Below are 21,913 nucleotides of genomic sequence, written 5' to 3' on the forward strand. Positions count from 1 at the left end.
TGTCAAGACTGTGACACTATCTTCGTTTCTGGTAATGTACTTTTAGTAGATTGAACTCACACAAAACGGTATCGCAATGGTCGTCGGCGAATTCAAACCAGGTTTAGAAGGTGTTCCCGCCACCTTGTCCAGCATTAGCTACGTCGATGGACAAAAAGGGTTGCTGGAATATCGCGGGATTAGCATCGAGGAACTGGCACTGAACAGTTCCTTTGTTGAAACTTCATATTTATTAATCTGGGGGGTACTTCCGACAAAGGAAGAACTAGCAGCTTTCGAGCATGAAATTCGCTATCACCGCCGGATCAAATATCGCATCCGGGACATGATGAAATGCTTTCCCGAAAGAGGACATCCAATGGACGCCCTGCAAGCTTCAGCGGCTGCCCTGGGCTTGTTCTACTCCCGCCGAGCTCTCCCCAACCAGGGATACATTCGAGAAGCTGTAGTGCGGCTGCTAGCCAAAATTCCGACAATGGTGGCGGCGTTCCAGCAAATGCGACGGGGAAATGACCCGGTGCGGCCGAGGGATGACTTGAACTACTCGGCTAACTTTCTTTATATGCTCAACGAGCAAGAACCCGATCCGCTGTTAGCTAGCATATTTGACACTTGTCTGACTCTGCACGCCGAACATACAATTAATGCCTCTACATTTTCGGCAATGGTAACAGCTTCGACGCTGACAGACCCTTACGGGGTGATTGCTTCAGCAGTTGGCACTTTGGCGGGGCCCCTGCACGGGGGAGCTAATGAAGAAGTGATTGATATGTTGCAGGCAATTGGTTCGGTAGAAAACGTCCGGCCTTTTGTCGAGAAGTGCGTTGCCAACAAGGACAAAATTATGGGATTCGGTCACCGAGTTTACAAGGTGAAAGATCCGAGAGCAACTATTCTCCAAGGGTTAGCAGAACAGTTATTTGACAACTTCGGCCGCGACGATTATTACGACATTGCTGTCAAGTTGGAAGAAGTGGTTGAGGAGAACTTGGGTCACAAAGGAATTTATGCAAATGTAGATTTCTATTCTGGTCTGGTTTACCGAAAAATGGGAATTCCCATCGACTTGTTTACGCCGGTTTTTGCGATCGCCCGCGTTGCCGGTTGGCTGGCCCACTGGAAGGAACAGCTAGAGGCAAACCGCATTTACCGCCCGACTCAAATATATACGGGGACTCACGGTGCTCCTTATATTGCGATCGAGGACAGACACTCTCCTAAGGCATAATTATCAACCCAGACTGGTCAAGGGGGAGAGGAATTGTTTTACCAATTGAAGTGTTCAGTTAAAAACTCTTTAACTCAAAATTGAAAACTCAAAATTTCTCTGTTTGTCTGGCAAAAGCTGCCGTGGTGGGTTGCACCCCTCTTGTCGGTTCTGGTATTAGTTGGCGACAATAATAAGAAGTGACGATTTTCAGGAACTCCGGTCCTCAGGCTTGCAGGTCTGAGGTTTTTTATTGCACAAAGTTGCAGCCGATGTTGGGCGGGTTCACCAAAATCTGTAAAAAAGCGCGAAAGAGCCCGTAAACCCGCCCCAGCCACGCTCTGATTTACGAATAGTTTTCTAGAGGGTGCGATCGCAAACATCGTTTAATGGTTTATTACCCTCAGTATTCTACAGCAATGCCTTTTTCTATTTTTAACTCTCTACATTCCAATCTGCACCCCCAGGCAACTGCGACAAATATTCATCGATCGCATCTTCGAATTCACCTCTAGAATAAGTGTATGTCAGAGATAGCAGCCCTGTTGCGATCGCCATAATTTGCTCTCTGTCCGCTCTTTGATTGAGTTGAGCGCGGCTTAACTTTCCTTCCAACACTTCCCTGCTAGCCTCACGAATTACGACTTCTAGTTCATCTTCTATAAAAGGCTGGGAGCATCTCATATTTGTAAAAACACTTCTTATGGCTCCTTCCTTCTTCCTCTTTCCTTCTTCCTCTTTCCTCCTGCCTCCTGCCTCCTGCCTCCTGCCTCCTGCCTTAAAACTCCAATTTCTAGCTTAACTGCAAAAGTGAGATGCTCCCAAAAGGCTCCCACTCCGCAGCATTGATCTAGTAAGATGTTTTATTATCTTTGAGATCGAGCTTTTTAATACCTAGGACAGAATTAGCAATAGCAGCAGCCCAAGAATTTGTTAAACGCTGTTCAACTTGGTTTTTAATTAGGTGGATGACTAGAATCAGTAAAAAATATCCTATATTCCGCAGAGTTGCTTGTTTGCTGATGCCCTCTAATTCATCGACAATTGCTAGAGCATCTTCATTCCTGCCTTCCAAAATACAATTTCTCAGGTCTATTAATTCCTGTACCATTGCTTTTGCCCTCAAGATTTATAACGATTTCGTAAGGTGCGCAGTGCGCACCCTACGCGCTTTATTCTTCAGTCTGCAAAGGCGGACTTCGTTTGTACAGACGCGGTTTCAACCGCCGATTCCGCGCTACATCTAAACAGATTGAGTTACATGATGGCGGCTGGTCAATTTATCCAATTGATTCACCAACAAACTCAGGAACAATCCCACATCGGTAACAACTCCTGTAGATTCGATCGAACCCCGATCGCTCAATTTAGTCACCACCGCCGGATTAATGTCCACACAGACCATTTTCACACCCGCCGGCGTCATATTTCCCACACCAATTGAGTGCAGCATAGACGACAGCATTAACACCATATCCGCACCTCGTAACAGCTCAGTATATTCTTCTTGAGCCTTAACTAAATCCATTTGCGTGTCGGGAAGCGGCCCGTCATCGCGGATCGAACCTGCTAGAGAAAACGGGATATTATGCTTCACGCACTCGTACATGACACCGTTAGTAACCAGCCCGGCTTCAACAGCTTTTGCAATACTCCCGTAACGGCGCACGCTGTTAATTATTTTCAAGTGATGGCGGTGTCCGCCGCGCACAGCTACGCCGCGTTTCATGTCAACTCCTAAAGAAGTTCCCATGCTTGATTGTTCCATGTCGTGAACTGCGATCGCATTTCCGCCCAACAGCGCTTGTACGTAACCTTCGCGAATTAAGTGCGCTAAATGTTCGCCGCCGCCCGTGTGGATAACAACAGGCCCTGCGGTAACTACAACTTTACCACCCCGATCGCGGATCTGGCGCAATTCCCAAGCTACTTGTTCCACTACCAATTCTACGCGGCGCTCGCTAGAAACGCTGCCGGACATAAAGCTAAATTCCTGAGAATTGCGCTGTTCCCGCGATTCTGTTTTGCGGATGGTGCGGATGCCGACCACATCAACAACTACTTTTTCTCCTACTTTTAAATCGCGCAATAATTTGCATTTAGCCACTGGACTACCAGCAGTTTCAGTAATAGCAACAGCACCGTCCATCCGCTGATTTTGCGCTTTCACCCAATGACCGTTTACCCGCACTTCCGTGGGATAAATCGTACTCACATAAAAGTCGTCCGGGGCAACGCCATCTTGCACTACAGGCTCTAAAATTGCATCGCAAATCTCTTGCGGCGGGGGAACTGCACCCAAGTCAATCAGCAGTCCCATGATTTCTTCCATCACATCGTGGGAAGGAGCCGAAACTTTAACGTCCGCAGATGATGTGCTTTGCCGCTGCTCTCCTAAATTGAAGTTGAGCACTTGGAAACTGCCGCCGTTTTCGATAATTAAGTCTAAAGCGCGGCTGATTAAACCGGCATCAAGCAGGTGGCCTTCCATGCGAATTGTGCGGCTTTCTACCATCACGTTTGCCGATCGATCTTCTTGCACCGGTTCTGTGACCCGCAGGGTCAAGCACTTAGCAGCACCGCCAGCTTTCAGAAATTCGCTCAAGGGTGTTTCAATTACTTTAAACCCAGCATTATTGAGGCGCATTTTTAAGCTTTCGCTGACCTTATTCACGACCACAATTTTGTCAATATTGACGGCATTGCAGGCAAAGTTGGCAGCATCTGGTTCTTCGATGGCAATTCGTTTTTCCGGCGCAACTCGCATTTCAATTAAGCGGTTTGAGTAGGAATCAAATGCTGCTGGATAGTAGAGCAAATAGCCGCCTGTCAGGGGACAAAAACAGGTGTCTAGGTGATAGAAACGTTCGTCAACTAAACGCAGCGACAGCACTTCTATATTGAGCCATTTTGCTAGTAACGGGTGCGAGTCGAGCTCGGAACGAAAGCCGTATCCCGCCCACAACCAGCGGCCTTCGCGATCGAGCAAAGCATCGCCTGCACCCTCAAACGGCAAGTCTTTCGGCAGTTCGTGCACGGTGAAACCTTTGCTTTCAAACCATGCTTTGAAATAGGGTTCTTCGCCTTGGCGTTCTTTGTGATAGAAACGGCTGAGGACGAAAGTATTGCCTAAAAGCAAGCCTGCGTTGGCGGTGAACACCATATCCGGCCAGCCTTTTTCGGGCGGTACGAGGTCTACCACGGCGTTGTCTTTGAGGACGTGGTAGAGTTTTTCCCACTGTTCGACGGCGCGATCGCGCGATGATTTGTGTACGTTGCCCTCCATCCAAGGGTTAATTACGTAATCGACATCGTAGTGGTCGGGAGCACACATGAGGAAGCGAATTGAGTCAGTCATAATTCAGTTAAAATGTGGTAGATGCTACAGCAGACGTATGTTGACAGAGTTTGTATAATAGCAACTGTAATATCCACTACTAATTTTAGCAGCGGAACGTCTGGGGTTCAAAAGGGTAACTTGTTATTATATCACGGTTAGGATAAGGTTAAACTAAATCACAAGGGTAACTTGTTATTATATCACGGTTAGGATAAGGTTAAACTAAATCACAGATTTTTCGCAGGAAATACAGCAGAAAATGTCAGATTATGACGTACCCTACAATAGGCTCTGGTAGACGATTAATATCATGTCCGTGGAATTGCCCCTAATCTGACGGTGCAGGGGCGTTTACGCTCGTCTCTGGCTGATATTATAGATTGTTGGTGAACCCGCCCCCACAAGAATTATGGTTTATTTACCGGACATGATATGACAGCTTCTCCTAACTTTTAAGTTTTAACTTTTGCGAAATCGGCAGTTCGATCGCGAATTCTGTTCCCCGGCCAACTTCTGAATGACACTCCAGCTTACCGCCGTGGGTGTCTTTAACAATTTGGTAACTAATCGACAATCCCAAACCTGTGCCGCGGCCGATCGGTTTAGTAGTAAAAAACGGGTCAAACATCCTTGACTGAACCTCGGGACAGATACCGGGCCCGCTGTCAGCAATCCTGACGCAGACTTGATTTTTGCTGCTGACTTCAGTAACAATGCGAATCTGGTTAACTTTGCAAGTACAGTTTGCTGATGACTCTTCCACAGCGTCGATCGCATTCAACAGCAAATTCATAAATACCTGGTTTAATTGAGCCGGATAACACTCGACTTTTGGCAGTTTGCCGTAATTTTTAATAACTTGAATTTCCTGACGTTTTGGCTGTGACTGCAATCGGTGCTGCAAAATCACCAAAGTGCTCTCTATCCCTTCATGAATGTCGATTACTTTGCGTTCTTTTTCGTCGAGTCTCGAAAAGTTTCGCAAAGACAGCACTATCTGCTTAATTCGGTTAGCACCTTCTTGCATTGAAGCCATGATTTTCGGGAAATCGTCAGCGATAAAATCCACCTCTACTTCTGCCAATTCTCGGGCAATTTCGGGAACTGGTTCGGGATAGTGTTGCTGGTAGAGTTCGATCAACTTTAGTAAATCGCGAGCGTACTGTGCGGCGGGAATAATATTGCCGTAGATAAAGTTGACGGGGTTATTAATTTCGTGGGCAACCCCCGCTACCATTTGCCCGATACTTGACATTTTTTCGGCTTGAATGAGCTGGGCTTGAGCATTTTTTAAGTATTCCAGAGTTTGTTCTAACTGTTGCGCTTTCTCCCGTTCTCGTAGTTCGCTAAATTGCAAAGCTGCTTCTGCTTGTTTGCGATCGCTCATATCGATATGCGTGCCCGTCATCCGCAGAGGATTTCCCGAATCATCGCGCTCCATCACCCTCGCTTGAGCCAAAATCCACTTCCACTCGCCGGATTTTGTCAGCATCCGAAATTCCACTTCGTAGATAGAAGTTTTTCCTTGAAAGTGAGCTTCGATAGCTGCTTGAGCCGGTGGTAAATCCTCTGGATGCAACAGTCTTTCCCAGGATTGAAAACTATCTTCTATCTCCTCCACTTCATACCCCAACATCGTCTTCCACCGTGAACTAAAATATACTTCTCCCGTCTGCACATTCCAATCCCACAATCCCATAGCACAGCCTTCAAATGCCAGATAAAAACGTTCTTCGCTAATCCGTAAAGCTGCTTCTGCTTGTTTGCGTTCAGTAATATCCATTACTGTTCCCAAAAGTTGGATTACTTCTCCACTTTCGCTATAAATAATTTCCCCCCTAATCTCTACATATCGGATATGACCGCTGGCAGGCAAAATCCGCAATTCAATTTTGTAGGGAATTCCTTGTGAGATAGCCTGGTTTATAGTTTGGTCAAAAATCTCTCTGTCGTCGGGATGATACATTTCCAAAAGTTGGAAGTATGTCGGTTCAGGGATAGCTGGATCGAGATTAAAAAGGCGAAACACTTCTGATGACCAGGTAAATTTATTCAAGATTACGTCAAATTCCCAACTGCCGATATGGGCAATTTTCTGGGCTGCTGCTAGACTAGCTTCGCTTTGTTGAAGTTTAAGTCGCTGCTGCTTATCTTGTTCGAGAAGATTGGCTTGAGCGATCGCAATTCCCATTTGTGCCGCCACAGCTTTCAATAATCCGATCTCATCTTCCGTCCAGTGGCGGGGGCGATCGTACTGGTGCAAACACATCATTCCGTTGGCTTTTCCCTGGTAGGAAGTGCGAACGGATACCATCGACTTCAAACCTATTTGGCAGCACAAATCTCTGACATCTTTTAGCAGCGGTTCGGCAAAAACATCGTCAGAAACTACAGCATTATCTTGCGACAATACAAACTGAGCGTGAGGATTGCCATCCACAGGAATTTCTACATCGAAAAGCGATTCTACTCCTGATTTTGTATACTGACCAACACAAGAAATATGAGGATTAGGGTGTTCGGTGTAGGTGTGAATCAAGCAGCAATCAGCATTAAAAATTCTCCCTATTTGAGCAGTCGCTGTTTGAAAAACTTGCTCCTGATTTAAGCTGTAGCGTATTTCCAGAGTAATTGTTTCTAGTAAAAATCTTTGCTTTATTTGTCGCTCCAAAGCAGTTAAAGCTGTTTTAAGTTCGAGCTCTGCTTGTTTGCGAGCGCTAATTTCAGTAGCAGTTCCCAGAATTTTCCAAGGTTTGCCGTCCTCTGTTCTGGCAAACACGGTATCCCTGCTCAAGAACCAGCGATATTCACCGTTTTTGTGCTGAATTCTGCACTCCAACTCAAAGTTTTCACCGTCTTTTGCTGTCTCCATTCTGCTGATATGTTCTGAGAATGCCGGCAAATCGTCAGCGTGTATTAAGTTGGGAATAAATGCTCCTGCCATCTGCTGTATTTCTTCTATTGTGTAGCCGATCTCGCTATATATTTCGCGGTTAAAATAGAGATTTCGCTGTTCTATCACATCGTAAACGTACAAAAGATTAGGATTTGTTTGAATTACTGCCGACAGCCAGCGTTGGCTTTCTCGGAGTTCTGCTTCGATCCGCTTGCGTTCTTCTATTTCTGTTTCCAGCCGCGCCGTTTGTGCTACAATTTGCTTAGAAAGCCGACTGAGCAGCAGTTGATTTTCGACGCGAGCCACCACTTCTTCTATTTGAAACGGTTTAGTAATGTAGTCTACCGCCCCCAGCGAAAAAGCTTTAACTTTATCAAATACTTCATTTAAAGAGCTGATAAAAATCACAGGAATATCTTTAGTTTCGGGACAAGCTTTTAACTGTTCGCAGACTTGATATCCATCCATACCGGGCATCACGATGTCCAGCAAAATTAAATCCGGTGCACTCGATAAAGCTAAGTTGAAAGTCAGTTTGCCATCCCGTGTCGCCCGCACTTTATATCCCCGCTTAGACAAAAGCTGAGATAAAAGGCGTAAGCTTTCTGGGTTGTCGTCTACCATTAAAATATTTTGTTTTAAGGCATCGCTTTCAGATGCCAGTGTTTGTATTTTAGCGTATTTTTTGTCAGATTCATTCACAACAGACCCCCTCAAAGTATTATTTTTTAATATCCTCAAAATTCATTAAAACCGCAACCGTTGGTAGTATAACTATTAGCTTGTCGCAGCAATAGTATTAGGTAGAGGTTAATTTATTGCCGGGATGTGAACAATACAAGTTTCAATCTGCTCCGCATCCTGTTTTTCGATGCCAGGTGCTCAATGAGCGACTGTATGCGATACTTTTATCAGCTATGGCAGGATAAATTAGACAGTCAGCCTCCTTTCAAGCTATGGGAGCGTAACCCTCTCATCGCCAAGATAGCGCACCCATTATATTTGTATTAACTGTATCAGAAATTCTTAATTGATTGTTGTTTTTTTTCAGAGTAAATTGTCGCAGCCGATGAAGAAAACAGCCGATATTCCTCAAATCACCGACTCAGCAGCCAAGTTTCATTAAACGTAAAACTTTTATAGTGTTTACAACCCGGTTTTGCCTACATTTACCGGGTTGCTCGGTGTTCTGTTTTTTCAGTAGATCTACTTACTCTAAACGGCAAATAAACTCACCCTGACAAGCTCCTACAATATCTGATCTTTTGTTGGCACGAGCGGGTCGATCTATGGCATTTTTGTATCAGCCTGCAATTCACCGCAAGCGGCATACACGGCTTTCACATTATACCAATTCAGAAAAATGCGAGCTATTTCTAATGCTAACTGCGGCTTGCCTTTGTCAATCAACCACTGCAAAAAAGGTGTCATCGTCCGCTCGTTCAGTATCCCGCCCAATGATAAAACTCCCCACAGTATTTGGTGCAAAAAAGTCATTTGAATCATCATCCGCACTTCCCAAATTGGGTGTTTTTGATAAAACAAAACTCCCATTCTCCCGCGCTGAATTTCTCGGTCAATCATGCCCGAAATTTGCTCTAAACTAAAAGGTGGATGCCAGTGATAGCCGACAGCAGCCGGACATTTAATCAGTTTCAAACCTAATTTTTTTAACCTGACACCCAATTCTAAATCTTCCCATCCGTAGAGTTGAAAGCGAGTGTCAAACAGTCCAGCAGCGAGCAGCCAGTGGCGGGCGATCGCCACATTTCCCGTTGCAAAATAAGCAGCCGAAAAATCCGTTATTTTGTAAGGTTCTGAAGTAGGATTATCGAAATTGCAAGTATTAATCACGCTTCCGTAAGTAAAAACCGCATCAGTATCTTTGTAACCCTGTAGCAAAGCATCTGCGTGTGCTTGCAAAAAATGCTCCGTAACGACCAAATCGCTGTCAATAAAAATAATCGTATCGCCCTTAGCATTTTCAACGCCCAAATTCCTGGCAGCGGCGGGGCCTTGGTGACATTGGGCGATCGCACGCACATGAGGCAACAAGTCGGCATCTGCCGCCAACCACTCCAGCGTCCCGTCAGTCGAGCCGTCGTCCACTACAATTACTTCATACTCTCTCACAATCTTACCGAACTGCTGATTTTCCAAGGCCAGTAGACATTTTGCCAAAATCGGTTTACGATTGTACGTCGGAATCACAACACTAAAAAACACGACTTTTCCCCATCGCCACAGTTACCGTATCCCACGGTAACAGATTTTCCGCAGCAACTCCGCCGCAAAATATAGAAGTTTAGCAAAAAAAGAATATATAAATCTGTACTATTTCTGACAAGAATCGATCTCAATTAGGTGCATAATACAAAGTTGGTTAAATATCACATCTTGCACCATTCTCCAGAACAGGCAAGATGCCTGTTCCACACAAATGACCTTTTTTTGTGGATGAGCATCTTACACCATTCTCCAGAACAGGCAAGATGCCTGTTCCACACAAATTAAATTTTATTGTGCGGTGGGCATCTTGCCCGCCCTAAAAAGCTTGGTGACAATAGTGCAAGATGTCACTTAAATTCAGGATGTAAATAGCAATGAGTCGCGCTAAAAAAGTTGTGCTAGCATATTCCGGCGGAGTCGATACCTCCGTCTGCATTCCTTACCTCAAAAACGAGTGGGGTGTGGAAGAGGTAATTACTCTGGCTGCGGATTTGGGACAGGGAGACGAATTAGAACCGATCCGCAAAAAAGCTTTGGCATCCGGTGCTTCGGAATCTTTAGTTATTGATGCTACGGAGGAATTTGTCAAAAATTATGCGTTTCCAGCGATTCAAGCTAACGCACTTTACGAAAATCGGTATCCTCTTTCTACGGCGCTGGCTCGCCCGCTAATTGCTAAATTGTTAGTAGAAGCTGCCCAAAAATACGGTGCAGATGCGATCGCCCACGGGTGTACGGGTAAAGGAAACGATCAAGTGCGGTTCGATGTGTCGATCGGCGCGCTCAACCCCAAGATTAAAATTTTAGCACCGGCGCGGGAATGGAAAATGAGCCGCGAAGAAACGATCGCATACGGCGAGAAATTCGGAATTCCGTCGCCCGTGAAAAAATCTTCTCCTTACAGCATCGATCGCAACTTATTGGGAATGGCAATTGAAGCCGGAATCCTCGAAGATCCTTGGGCGGAACCGCCGGAGGAAGTTTATTTGATGACAAAGGCGATCGAACAAACTCCCGACACACCCGAATATATTGAAATCGGTTTCGAGTTCGGAAATCCTGTCAGTTTGAACGGCAAAAATTTATCACCAGTTGCCTTAATTTCCCAACTCAACGAAATAGTTGGAAATCACGGAGTTGGGCGCATCGACATGATTGAAAACCGCCTCGTCGGGATTAAATCGCGGGAAATTTACGAAACACCAGCGATTTTAGTTTTGATGCACGCGCACCGGGACTTAGAAAGTTTGACCCTGACAGCCGATGTCACGCGATACAAGCGAGGCATCGAAGAAACTTACAGCCAAATGATTTACAACGGCCTTTGGTACAACCCTTTAAAAACAGCTTTAGACGCATTTATTCAGGACACGCAAAAGCGAGTAACTGGAACCGTGCGGCTCAAACTGTTCAAAGGAAATGCCACAATTGTCGGCCGCAAATCCGAAAATTCCCTGTACAGTTTCGATTTAGCAACCTACGGCGCTGAAGATGAATTCGACCACAAAGCTGCCGAAGGATTTGTCTACGTTTGGGGACTGCCAACTCGCATTTGGTCGGAGAAGAATCGAGGTTAGAAATTAGTAGGGTGCATAAGTCCGCCAGGGGTTTAAACCCCTGGCTAATAGCTAAAGTCCTCTAAAAGAGGACTGAATAATTCATTAGTTCTCTAATTAACCCGCTCCGATCTAAATTTTTCAGTCGTCTTTAGACGAATGCGAGCTGTGAGGCGGGGGTTTAAACCCCCGGCGGACTGTGCAGCGCCGATGGGGACTAAATAAGAGAAGCAATATTATGGCAGGATTTGGTATAATGCCTACGCCTGACTCAGTATTTCCAAAAACTCCTGCACAACTAAATCGGGTTGTTCGCTGCATCGAGTAACGTCATAATGCTTGACAAGACAAATGCCGGAATCTACCGAAAGTCCGCACACTTCATCTTCAGTTGCGTTTTGATCCGATGATTCGCTGTCAATTTTCAGCATCCCTAATTTACCTTGATGAAATATCAGAAAGTCAGCTTCTAAATTCTGTCTGCCTTCCGGTGTTGCGAATCGGAGTTGGGAGTTGGGGATGAAAAGAGTGGAAGTGCGATCGAGTATTTCGGCAATTTTTACTTGTGCGTCGGAGTGAAAGCAAAAACCGTTCCAGTCAATTTCGTTTTCAGAGTCAGGTTGAGTTTCCTGATTTTGTTCATCTTCGCTCGCTCTATTTTCCTGATTTGATTCAGTGATCGCATCGGGTATTATTGGTTTGTGTGAGTCCGTTTGGTACAAATCCGCTTTCACTAAGTTTGCAAATAGTCCGGCTCCACTTAGGTTAGCTCCACTGAGATTTGCGCCGCTGAGGTTAACTTCGATTGTCAGATTTCGCTGTAGATTCACTTGACTCCGCCGTAAATATCGCTTTAAGACTGATTTGAGATTATCTTTTTTAACTTTTTCTTCGAGTGCTGTTGAAAGTAGTTTCCATAGTTTAGCACCAGCATCTTTGATATAATCATATTCATATTCAGTGCTGGCTGCAATTTCTTTATAAGACTGTCCTTCCCAGGATTGACGAAACACTATCTCTTGAATCTTGTTGAGGCGATCGTAGTTGAGGGCTGTTTCTGCGATCGTGATGGCTTCGTCAACAGTCATGTGTCAAAGTCCCCTCATAGCTAAAACTGTATTATTATAGCAGATTCTAGCTTAACAGTCCAGCCACTTGGCCTCTAAGCTTGAATTATTACTTTGGTAATACTATTAGACTACTTTTATATTACTTTTTGGCTTTCAAGGCTGAGGTAGCATTGCTATACTGTTACAATAGCCGTTAGGTTAAGGGTAGTAAGACTATGCAACAGCTAAAAGAACAAATTAGCCACAACTTAATTACCTACCAAAGAGAGGTTGACGTTAAGCTGCGTGAGCTTTACAACCAAGGGCTACTTTCCGGTCAAGACATTGAACAATTTAAGATAGATATTCAACTTACTGGAAAAGCAGTTTTACAAGTCTTTGACTCAGAAAATAATTATCCTGAGAGTGTATTAAGAGTATATATGGAGAACTTGTTTGAAAAATACAGAATCGAAGTTGAATCAAAAATCGCAGCTATCGAAAAAAAAAGGTTAGTGTATCCACTTTATCCAGAGGATATTAATCAGGAAGACGCTCCGGAGCAAAATCAAAGTACGCAACAGAATTTGTTATACAAACTAAAAGAATGGATGAAAGAAAATTTACAGCCCAAAAAATATTCATTTAAAAGACGGAAGAATGGTTAATTTTTGCATTGCTTTTATCTGGATAATGCTTCTTGTTTTGCCTGCCATATGGTTACTTTTGGGACTAGCATATGCGCTAAACAAAATACTTCCTCCCGGAACACCCTGGATATCAGATTTATCTATGGATATCGGTACTAGCTTATTAAATATGATGAATAATTGTGCCAGTACCGGAGATCTGAAACTTGCAACTAGATCCGCTATATTTGTTTCAGGGTTGCTCAATGGAATTCTTCACTGGCACTTACTAGTATTTTCTATTGTTTGGGTTGTCTTTATTTGTGTCTTACTTAGTGCTGTAGAAAACTAACTTTTGAACAAAAATCATGAGAGAAGAGGAAACATATGAATGAGGAAAAAGTTTCTACGGTAACGGTTAGTGGGAACAGAGTTCCTGTAACTTTACAAGGAGATGGCAGTCGAGCATCACGGTTAATATTAAGTAGTTCGGCAGCACAAGAACTAATTTTTAAAATGGTTGGTAGAGCTTTAGCAACTCCAGTTAAAGCATTAACTATCGTTTTTGGTGAGGCTTACATTGATATATCTGCAACTTTTGCTGACATTGGTACAGAATTACACAGGATTAGATTAGAAGCAGAACTGCAAAGGATGCACGATGTGCTAGAAGTTTTTGGAAAAGAAATTCGTGAACTTTCCAGTCTTTCGTACACGGATGCAACAAAACAGTTATATGAAGCCAGACTTCTTGAAAGAATGGATCAAAGGCTCAAGCGTTTCCAGAAAGATGATATCTACTAAGTGTTCTCAGGGCTAAATTTCACATAACTTATCTTGATGTAAAGAACCATGCAACAAAATAATGAGCAACCAAATCAGACATCTTACTCAGTAGTGAGAGTCAGCAGCCGTCAAATCCAGAAGCACGATCGCAGCCTTGCTACTGACATTATACTTGCTCCCTATTCTGCTTACCAATCAGCGATAACTGCTGTGGAACACGCAGCTAACAAGAGCGACGTAAAAAGGATTAAGTTTGAAACTTTGTGGGATACTACTTTCGATTAAAAAAGAGCATAAAAACCCTAAAAGGCTTTGGTATTTAGGTATTCAGCTATTTTTCAGTCAAACTTCCTGGCTTACGGTTTAACAGTAAGCCAGCTTTTGATAACTACATATCCATCTTCTCAGCATAATCATTGTCGTTAGGACAGTATAAAACAGGCTCATAGTTACGATCGCACTTCCACTCCTCTCATTTGTTCACAGCACTCTTTGACGGATGGGTGAACAGGTTTGTGAAGTGCGATCGCTCAACTCTTAACTACCTCCAAACCCGTATCTTTAGCTACTTGTTCCGCTACAATTTCCTCCAAAGTAGCGACTCTCTCCCACTTAGACTCTATTGGCTCAAACTGACAGTAGCAAAGTACGATTTCATCCCAGTCGCAGTCTTCGCCAACAGCAGGATAGGACTGTACTTTTGCGACGAACCAGTCGCTTTGGCGGTGGTAAATTTCTCCGTCTGCGAAACGTTTAGATTCTCCCAAGCGATCGCCAATTTTAGGGATAGTTCGGTTTCTGGAATAATCCATCTCTTCGTGCAGCAAGTAAGTACCCGAACCTATGGCATCGAGCCTTTTTTCCCATCCAGTCTGTGCACCGTCAGTGCGGTAAATCTTCAGTGTTGGCTTGCCTTTTATCGAGTTAATCTTGGTGGTCATACCAGAGCTCCTGAAAGTTAATCTCTTCTCCTACAAACTCGCAGTCTACCTTCAAAACAGGGTCGTTATTAGGAATAAATCTCTGATAATCCCAGCCGTATTTTTTAGCCATTTCCGCGCATTTATCTGGAGGGGTCGCCGATTTTGTAAATCGCTTTTTCTTGGACTGGTCAGTTTCGGACGTTTTACCACCTTGGAATTGAACGCCGCAGCCTCATTATACTGCCTTCTCTTTAGATTGTCACAAATGAGTTTGAGGACGGAAGTTCTCGCTAAAAACTTGAGGATTTTGAGAACAGAAGTCCAGACTTATTAATAGGCGATCGCCACTCCTTAGACTTTTTGCAAAAATAGATAATATCTGCGTTCATTTGCGTTCATTTGCGGTTAAAAACAGAAAATCCAGAACTCTTGCAAAAAGCCTAACCAGCAATCTTACTTAGTCTTGTCCAAACTCCGCGCCTCCAACCAAATAGGAATTGCAATCCAAGCAACTGCTAACAGCAAAGCCAATACCGCAAATTGAGCAGCCCAAGCTACCAATTTCTCCAAAGACACAACTTGTCCCAAGAAGTAGGATAAACTTACCATTACAGATGCCCAACTGGCAGCACCCAAAATGTTGAACAGCGAAAATTTCCAAAAAGGCATTTCTGCAATACCTGCTAGGGGGCTAGCAAAAATTCGCAGCAGTGCAATGAAACGGCCCAAAAATACGGCTTTAGCTGCATTTTTGCTAAACTGTTCTTTTAAGTCAAACAGTTGTTCTTCCCGAAAACGGAAAAACTGTCCCAGCTTCAGCAGCAGCGGCCAGCCGCCGTACCTGCCGATCGCATAACCAAAATTTCCTCCCAATGTAGCACCAGCGATCGCACTGCCGAGCACAAACCAGTAATTCAGTTCTCCACTGCCAGCTAAAAACCCGCCAGCAATCGTAATTGTCTCCCCTGGAAGAGGAACTCCCAGATTTTCCAGCAAAATTCCCAGAAATACTGCCCAGTAGCCGTAATCGCGCGCAAACTGCTGAATAGTCTCTAACGATAAAAACTCAAAAGACATTCGATACTGCCTTCGTAAACTTTTGCAAAGCTCAATACATTTATATATTGGCTCGATTCAGTCAATAGTGCAATCTTTCGCTGTGATGAGGAACACACTCTTGTCGCGATCGCTAGTCCACCTAAAAAGTAGCCTTCTAGGCATACTAGACTAATAGAGAATTCTTGCGGTTGCGTTCCGCGCGATCGCTAGCCAGTTTTACTACTAAATTTATCACCACGGCGATCGCCACCGATTCCCTAGCCAGATCGCGAATCCTAAAACATACGCTGAAATCCCCTGAGTCTTTCAACAGAGTCAGCAAATCAACTCACTTATTCATACTTTACGATCGTAGGATAACTGCTATGGAATTTGCCAACTTCAACCAACACATCGTCCTTCAACCTCACAACTGCCTCGACTCCCAAGCAGGCAGCATCCTCCAGCAACAGCTAGCCGAGATTGTACCCGAGTGCCATAAACTCTGGGTAATAGACATGACAGCCGTAGATTTCATCGACAGTTCCGGGCTGTGTGCCTTAGTCGGCGGACTCAACGCCGCCCGCCACCGGGGATGCCGCCTCGTCATCTGCAACCTCTCAGCCACAGTCAAGCTAATTTTTGAAATTACTCAACTCGACCAACTCTTTGAAATCTTCGACAGTTTCGAGCAAGTTATCTCCACTGAAACTCCCGCTCTAGTTGCATGATTCAAATGAGAGCCCGAGTTTAAATCTCAAGTTTCCAAGAGGCTTCAAGCAACCGCAGAGCTAATTTCAATATCATAAATAGGTTTATTTGTCAAGCAATACCAATGACAAACAAATAAATCCGGCACTTGAACACCGACTGAAGCGATCGCAGGTGCAGCCGGAAAAGGCCAAAGTCGATCGAAACAAATCCTTTCCCCTACAAACCCGAACTGCATCAAATAAGTCGCCGGCGGCGCATTTAAAAGATTCAGCAACCGGTAAGCCAACTCGTACAACTGCTGCCGCCAAACATCCGACAAATGCACAGGTTGAAAGTAACTCAACTCGCCAGACTGCTTGCCAGATTCCGCACCGATCGCCTCAGCATACAGCGGCCCCTTTGGCGTCAACACCACAGGCAGCCAAAAATTGCCCTCGCCGACGGGTACTTGTAACTCCTGAGCCACTCGATCGCGCGCCGCCCAAATATTGCGGCAAAATCGATACACGTCCCGACCCGGAAAAACCAGATGGGACGGCAGATCCAGCGTCAAAGGACAAACGATCGCCCCGCCCGGAGCGATCGCGCCAGAATTGAGTTCAGAAACCCCACAGATATTGACTTCCGTTAAAGGGTTAGATTGAGCGATCGCCAGCAACAGAGCTTCCGCCGGGCCTTTTTGGGCATCCGCCACAATCAAAACCTTAGACATTGCCAAAGCTCGGCATTTGAATGCCCCGATCGTCCGTTTCATCGACGCTCGGCAGATCCAGGCCCTTAGCCTTGCGGCTCCGCACAGCGAGACGGTAAGTTACGCTTTGCAACTCAGTGTGCAACTGGCGGTTTTCCTTTTGCAGTTGATCCAACTTTTCCTTAATCGGCTCGATCCGCTCGGCAAACTTCTGGCGGTAAACCCCAGGCAATTCCTGAACCACCTGTTCCAGCATCCGAGAGCGATCCGTCAATTCCTGCACTGATTGCCGCAGTTGGTAAACCTCAGCATCCCGCTCTGCAATTTGTTCTTGATAAAAACCCACCTGTTCTTCAACAGCTTGCAGTTGTTCCCGCATCGCCTGCATTTGAGCTTGGTGGCGATCGGAAACTTCCGGTGCCGGCACAAAACTCGAATTTCCCTTCACCAGCCTGAAAAGTTCTTGAGACAACTGCTGCACCAATTGGTCGCGCATTTGCAGCTCTTCGGTAAGACGAGATACCTCTGATTGCAGTTCTTTTGAGCTTACAAGTTTAGTTTGATTCACGATGACTCTCAGCTTTTGCTATATAGTTTGTTTCTCTTTAAAATATCTTTCCCTTACCGCAGAGGCAAGAGGCACTTTAAAAGTTGGGAACCCGTGAGGCTAGATCGCTCGATCGGCTAGATATCAACGGTAAAGCTCAGTTTAACTCACATCAGGCACCCACGCCATCACTTTAGTTTCTTGCAGCAGACCCACCTAAAATCCTAGATTTTTTGTCAATAAACCAGGTTTCTGAGCTTTTTTGAGAATAGTGCCAGATATCACGTCTAACCGAGCGCAGCCGAAAGCACTTTGCCAGCTTCGTCCAACGTGCTGCCAAAACAGATAATTCCGTCCTCGTGACCGGCCATCGCCAGAATTTTACGCTCTGCCAAATTCTCCTCCTCAAAAAGTCTAAACATTTCTAAGGCCATCTGGGGAGTGCCGTAAGGTATTTCTTTTCTAGTAGTAGGAATCTTAAACAGCAGTTGCTGCCATAGTTGAGGGTTGTGGACGTGAATTATCCCGCCCACATCGTCTCTGTGAAGGTACAGGGCAGCGTGAGTCAGGGACTCCGACGAAGCTTGTACGGGGCCCCGGCAACCGAGGAGATTTTGTTCTAAGTTAAATTCTGTAACAGTACAGTAGGATTCTGGCCCCAGACATCTCAAGTGTGCAGTCTGGGTTCCCGAAATCACGAATTGGCAGGAATTGCCGAGCCTGACGCTGACGTTCCCAAACCCGATGCCATTTTCGTAGACGCCAATTAATCCCCAAGAGTGGAGCCGATCGCGCCAGTCCATCAAATCTGCTATGTTCCCGGCAGCTACAGGGTCTGCCTCTTCCCAGTCACAGCGGTACTTAACGACTCCTTCATCCATTAATTTTCCTGCCAGAGCGGCCGCGACAGACACAGCCCGGGCTGAGACTTAATCTAAGTTGTCAAACTGCTTTTTTTTGCTGCTGCCCGATGTCTCGGTGCATAAGTGCCTTACCTAATCTACATTCCTGTGTCGCCGTAATTAGCGATCGACATTAGCAAAAAGTAAGCTACGAAAGAAGAACAAATTATTCCAAACGTCATGGTCTTGCCTCTAGGTGATTACAAAAGTTCAAAATGAAAACGTAGGCTTTCTGCAGGGAAGTTTGATTTCAGGCTCTTGCCTCCTGAAGTTTCTGATGTGAAACTACATAACTTCCCTCAACAAGTTATGGATCTAGACTAAAGCATTTATACGGAGGTGAGACACCTCCTAAGGGATATTTAACGAGAAATTAGACCTGTATGCGGTAACTGGGGTAAAAAACAACCGTAAATTTACTTATTTTTTATGATTATACATATATTTAAGCTGGGAAAACACAAAAATAAAATTTTTTTTAGACAGTCTTGGACGCAACTGGCACAATCTTCGCGCGATCTAGGGTCGTCAACACCTCTGTCGATCGAGCAATTTTGAACCCTGACGCACCCTACAAGCTCAGAAACCATGTTGGTGAGTAATCTCATGCCCGGTAAAATCACCGCAATGAAGCTCGCCTCGGCGGGTTCACCAAAATCTCTAGTATAAGTTGCAGAGCCAGCAAACCCGCGCCGACCGAGAGGGGATGCTCGAACCGGACTTGAGATAAGGATCGCGAATTAAATAATTTACACTCTTGAAAGTGGGGTGGGCTCTTATAGCCCGCCCTTTCTGGACGGGCGGGACGCCCATCCCACAAGAACCATCAAAAATGTAAGTTATTTAATTCTCATTCCTTAGCAAAAAGGCAAGCCGATCGAGCAGTGATGCCCCGATCGGCTAAAGTCTTCTGTGGAGTGCGATCGCCCGCAGCCCTTTAAATGTGGAAGTGATACAAGATGCTGCCGTCGTCTTTAATTTCGCAATTGGCATTAAAGACTTCAGCTTGTTGGTTCAAAAAACGCTGAGCCACATCCGGCGGCAGCCGCGTTTCCATCGCAAACCGCACCAGAGTGATTTCGCCGCGGCCTTCTTTGATCAGTCGGTACAAAGCACTTTGGAGTCTTTCGCTCTCTTCTCGCTGAAAAGCTGCTTTGTACCTCCAATCGGCCACCGAAGGAATCAAACCCCGGCTGACCAAAATCGCCAACAGCAAGCCAATTCCCAAAATCAGAGGCACAGTCGGATCGCTCGTGGGCGTCGCCACAATTTGCGGCACTGTAGCGGCGGCCAAACTGCTGACCATTTCTTTTTCCGACGCTTGCGTATCCGCCATTGCAAGCTGAGTTTTGTTATAAACGTCTTGCTGAAGCTTCATTTGCTGCAACAGGCGAGCGCGCTCTCTTTCGTATTGGTCTAGTTTTTGCTGAGCTTGTTTGAGGTCTTGAGTGACTTGTGCCAAGCGTTGGTTGAGCGACTGATTGACTGATTGCCACCGATATCTGTTAATCAGGCGGCTTTTTTCAACCATGCCCTTCATCAACATATCTGCCGTTTGAATTGCTTGGTCCCGATCGAGCGAGCGATACCCAACAGCAATCTCTAGCGGTTGTTCCGGCTTAGAAATCTTGACACTAGCATTTTGTCGAACTTGCTGGGGCGACAGCTTAACTGCATCGGCCACTGCTTTGACAACATTATCTGCCAGCAGAACCTCCGGGGTGAGTTGCTCTCCCTGCTTGAGAATTGTCGTACCCGTACTCGAAAATTTGACGGGGGGATTATTAGAAGTGAGAGTGCCTTGAGCCATGAATCCGGGAGGCGGGGCGAGGCGGTAGGCCAGGGCGCCTGAAATACCCATAATTACAGCAAAACTGCCTAGGGCAATCCATCTGTATTGATGTGCTGAAGATCTAAAACGTAAATTTCCCATTTTGATAGTCAAGTCATAACATTCGCTTGCCGCAGCTACTGCCAAACCCAAGAGCGATCGTTTCTTTCTGGTTAGTTCAATTGACTGCTGAAAGTTTTTTCAGTTTGTACCTAAAAGCTATTAGCTTTTGACAGTTGTCAATATTCACGATCCGAAAAAACCGATCGAGCTTTTACTCGATCAGAGCTATAACTTCAGTTTTTGTCCTTAATAATTAATCTGTAACAAGGTTTCTGGAAGTCTACTGGCATCAGACTAGCACTCAGGCGTGCGAGATCCTCGCCTCGCCGTGTTTGTTGACATTCAAAACTGTCTCCTTTTCACCCTTGGGAATCCTCCAATTATCTTACGTCTTGGCGTCTGGCGGACGCGGTTGAACAATAAAAAAACCTTAAATACTTTGCCTAAAAACTTAACAAGCAAGAATTATACCATGCAGTTAAGAGTTTGCTGCATATTAAAAAAATATGAGGCTTTGGGCGCGAGACCAGAGCCACATATTCACATAACAATTAGGGTGCGATCGGTTGATGGTTCGATCGACCTCACAAGGGCGAATGTTCAGAAGCCGATCGGCAAAATCAGACCCTCGCGGGCCATGACAGCCTTCGGAAAAGCGATTTGCACGTCTTCGGCGATGCGATCGAGAAAATCGTCTGTGTGAGCCGGATCGTGGTGAAAAATTACCACTCGTTTCACCCGGGCTTCCTTAGCCATTCTCACCGCTTCCTGCCAAGTCGAGTGTCCCCAACCCACCTTCGGAGACTTGGGGTTGTGATATTCCTCGTCTGTGTACATCGCGTCGTAAATCAGCACATCAGCATCGAGGGCTAAATTGTAAACATTCTCATCTAGCCGATCGGGAAAATGCTCAGTATCCGAACAATAAACAACCGATCGTCCCTGCCAAGTCACCCGATATCCCATAGCAGTATTCGGATGATTCAGAGAACCCGTCCTAATCTCAATATCGTCCAGCATCATCGTCTGGTTGTGATTGAGTTCGTAAAAATTCAAATCTGCCTGCAAACCCATCAGCGGCACCGGCGAATTCGAGTGGAGCACCCGTTCGACGAAGTGCCTTTTCATGCAATCTCCATCCGGCGGAGTCGCCCCGTAAATATCAAACCTATTGCCGCGGATGAAAGCTGGGGCGAACAGCGGGAAACCTTGAATGTGATCCCAGTGATAGTGAGTAAAAAACATATAAGCTTGCACGGGCATTTCTTGCACCAACTGGTCTCCCAGCATCCGCAAGCCTGTTCCGCCGTCAAAAATCAAGCGTTTGCCAGCGACTCTCATTTCCAAACAAGAAGTATTGCCGCCGTAGCGAACAGTTTCCTGTCCTGGTGTCGGAACACTGCCCCGCACGCCCCAGAACTGTACTACAAAATCATCTATACCTTTTATTGATTCGGAGGGTTGAGGGCAATCAACGGGAGTTGCCGCTACAGAGGACAAGCTGATTTCCAT

The 21,913-nt window shown here is 45.4% G+C and carries 19 protein-coding genes and 1 pseudogene; 6 read left to right on the plus strand and 14 right to left on the minus strand.

The window, feature by feature from the left end:
* Nucleotides 1-76 precede the first annotated feature (76 nt).
* Entirely contained in the window at nucleotides 77-1,228 is a 1,152-nt protein-coding gene (locus QUA99_RS16850; protein ID WP_333238683.1) for a citrate synthase, read from the plus strand.
* Nucleotides 1,229-1,642: 414 nt separating this feature from the next.
* Here QUA99_RS16850 and QUA99_RS16855 read toward each other — a convergent pair whose 3' ends face one another.
* From QUA99_RS16855 to QUA99_RS16875, 5 genes and pseudogenes are all read right to left on the minus strand, one after another.
* On the minus strand, nucleotides 1,643-1,891 hold the full coding sequence (locus QUA99_RS16855) for a hypothetical protein (RefSeq protein WP_333238685.1): 249 nt from the start codon (nucleotides 1,889-1,891) through the stop codon (nucleotides 1,643-1,645).
* A gap of 169 nt (nucleotides 1,892-2,060) precedes the next feature.
* A pseudogene (locus QUA99_RS16860) lies at nucleotides 2,061-2,318 on the minus strand (hypothetical protein); the annotation flags it as partial.
* Between the two features lie 132 nt (nucleotides 2,319-2,450).
* The gene (gene argZ, locus QUA99_RS16865) at nucleotides 2,451-4,565 is read right to left on the minus strand and encodes a bifunctional arginine dihydrolase/ornithine cyclodeaminase (RefSeq protein WP_333238686.1); all 2,115 of its coding nucleotides are present in this window, start codon (nucleotides 4,563-4,565) and stop codon (nucleotides 2,451-2,453) included.
* A 427-nt stretch (nucleotides 4,566-4,992) separates the two neighbouring features.
* Nucleotides 4,993-8,145, minus strand: a complete 3,153-nt coding sequence (locus QUA99_RS16870) for a PAS domain-containing protein (protein ID WP_333238688.1) — start codon at nucleotides 8,143-8,145, stop codon at nucleotides 4,993-4,995.
* Between the two features lie 585 nt (nucleotides 8,146-8,730).
* Complete coding sequence (locus QUA99_RS16875; RefSeq protein ID WP_333238690.1) at nucleotides 8,731-9,669, minus strand: glycosyltransferase; 939 nt, start codon at nucleotides 9,667-9,669, stop codon at nucleotides 8,731-8,733.
* Between the two features lie 377 nt (nucleotides 9,670-10,046).
* Between QUA99_RS16875 and QUA99_RS16880 the strand changes: the two genes are divergently transcribed.
* Complete coding sequence (locus QUA99_RS16880) at nucleotides 10,047-11,249, plus strand: argininosuccinate synthase (protein WP_333238692.1); 1,203 nt, start codon at nucleotides 10,047-10,049, stop codon at nucleotides 11,247-11,249.
* 239 nt (nucleotides 11,250-11,488) lie between these two features.
* On the opposite strand, the gene QUA99_RS16885 is transcribed toward QUA99_RS16880, so the two are convergent.
* A complete protein-coding gene (locus tag QUA99_RS16885) occupies nucleotides 11,489-12,316 on the minus strand; it encodes a pentapeptide repeat-containing protein (protein WP_333238693.1) in 828 nt (275 codons plus the stop codon).
* 197 nt (nucleotides 12,317-12,513) lie between these two features.
* Here QUA99_RS16885 and QUA99_RS16890 point away from each other — a divergent pair, with 197 nt between their 5' ends.
* The 3 genes from QUA99_RS16890 to QUA99_RS16900 all read left to right on the plus strand — a co-directional run bounded on the left by QUA99_RS16890 (nucleotide 12,514) and on the right by QUA99_RS16900 (nucleotide 13,977).
* Nucleotides 12,514-12,945, plus strand: coding sequence for a hypothetical protein (locus QUA99_RS16890; RefSeq protein WP_333238695.1), 432 nt, complete (start codon nucleotides 12,514-12,516; stop codon nucleotides 12,943-12,945).
* A gap of 348 nt (nucleotides 12,946-13,293) precedes the next feature.
* The gene (locus QUA99_RS16895) at nucleotides 13,294-13,710 is read left to right on the plus strand and encodes a hypothetical protein (RefSeq protein ID WP_333238697.1); all 417 of its coding nucleotides are present in this window, start codon (nucleotides 13,294-13,296) and stop codon (nucleotides 13,708-13,710) included.
* 48 nt (nucleotides 13,711-13,758) lie between these two features.
* A complete protein-coding gene (locus tag QUA99_RS16900) occupies nucleotides 13,759-13,977 on the plus strand; it encodes a hypothetical protein (protein ID WP_333238699.1) in 219 nt (72 codons plus the stop codon).
* A gap of 245 nt (nucleotides 13,978-14,222) precedes the next feature.
* Here the strand turns inward: QUA99_RS16900 and QUA99_RS16905 are convergent, their stop codons facing one another.
* The 3 genes from QUA99_RS16905 to QUA99_RS16915 form a co-directional block, all read right to left on the minus strand.
* Nucleotides 14,223-14,633, minus strand: coding sequence for a hypothetical protein (locus QUA99_RS16905; RefSeq protein WP_333238701.1), 411 nt, complete (start codon nucleotides 14,631-14,633; stop codon nucleotides 14,223-14,225).
* Entirely contained in the window at nucleotides 14,617-14,745 is a 129-nt protein-coding gene (locus QUA99_RS16910; protein WP_333238703.1) for a hypothetical protein, read from the minus strand. The genes QUA99_RS16905 and QUA99_RS16910 overlap by 17 nt, the downstream gene beginning before the upstream one ends.
* A 323-nt stretch (nucleotides 14,746-15,068) precedes the next feature.
* The gene (locus QUA99_RS16915) at nucleotides 15,069-15,692 is read right to left on the minus strand and encodes a DedA family protein (RefSeq protein WP_333238705.1); all 624 of its coding nucleotides are present in this window, start codon (nucleotides 15,690-15,692) and stop codon (nucleotides 15,069-15,071) included.
* A 164-nt stretch (nucleotides 15,693-15,856) separates the two neighbouring features.
* Between QUA99_RS16915 and QUA99_RS16920 the strand changes: the two genes are divergently transcribed.
* Nucleotides 15,857-16,384: an STAS domain-containing protein gene (locus tag QUA99_RS16920; RefSeq protein WP_333238707.1), complete on the plus strand. Its 528-nt coding sequence runs from the start codon at nucleotides 15,857-15,859 to the stop codon at nucleotides 16,382-16,384.
* 44 nt (nucleotides 16,385-16,428) lie between these two features.
* Here QUA99_RS16920 and QUA99_RS16925 read toward each other — a convergent pair whose 3' ends face one another.
* The 5 genes from QUA99_RS16925 to QUA99_RS16945 form a co-directional block, all read right to left on the minus strand.
* A complete protein-coding gene (locus QUA99_RS16925) occupies nucleotides 16,429-17,079 on the minus strand; it encodes a hypothetical protein (RefSeq protein WP_333238709.1) in 651 nt (216 codons plus the stop codon).
* Nucleotides 17,072-17,626 carry an Npun_F5560 family protein gene (locus QUA99_RS16930; RefSeq protein ID WP_333032327.1) on the minus strand — a complete coding sequence of 185 codons (555 nt, stop codon included), beginning with the start codon at nucleotides 17,624-17,626 and terminating at the stop codon, nucleotides 17,072-17,074. The genes QUA99_RS16925 and QUA99_RS16930 overlap by 8 nt, the downstream gene beginning before the upstream one ends.
* Nucleotides 17,627-17,892: 266 nt before the next feature.
* Entirely contained in the window at nucleotides 17,893-18,486 is a 594-nt protein-coding gene (locus QUA99_RS16935; protein ID WP_333238711.1) for a class II aldolase/adducin family protein, read from the minus strand.
* Between the two features lie 958 nt (nucleotides 18,487-19,444).
* Nucleotides 19,445-20,368: a hypothetical protein gene (locus QUA99_RS16940; protein WP_333238713.1), complete on the minus strand. Its 924-nt coding sequence runs from the start codon at nucleotides 20,366-20,368 to the stop codon at nucleotides 19,445-19,447.
* 633 nt (nucleotides 20,369-21,001) lie between these two features.
* Nucleotides 21,002-21,913 carry an MBL fold metallo-hydrolase gene (locus tag QUA99_RS16945; protein ID WP_333238715.1) on the minus strand — a complete coding sequence of 304 codons (912 nt, stop codon included), beginning with the start codon at nucleotides 21,911-21,913 and terminating at the stop codon, nucleotides 21,002-21,004.

This window comes from Microcoleus sp. F10-B2, from assembly GCF_036704965.1.
Classification (GTDB): domain Bacteria; phylum Cyanobacteriota; class Cyanobacteriia; order Cyanobacteriales; family Microcoleaceae; genus Microcoleus.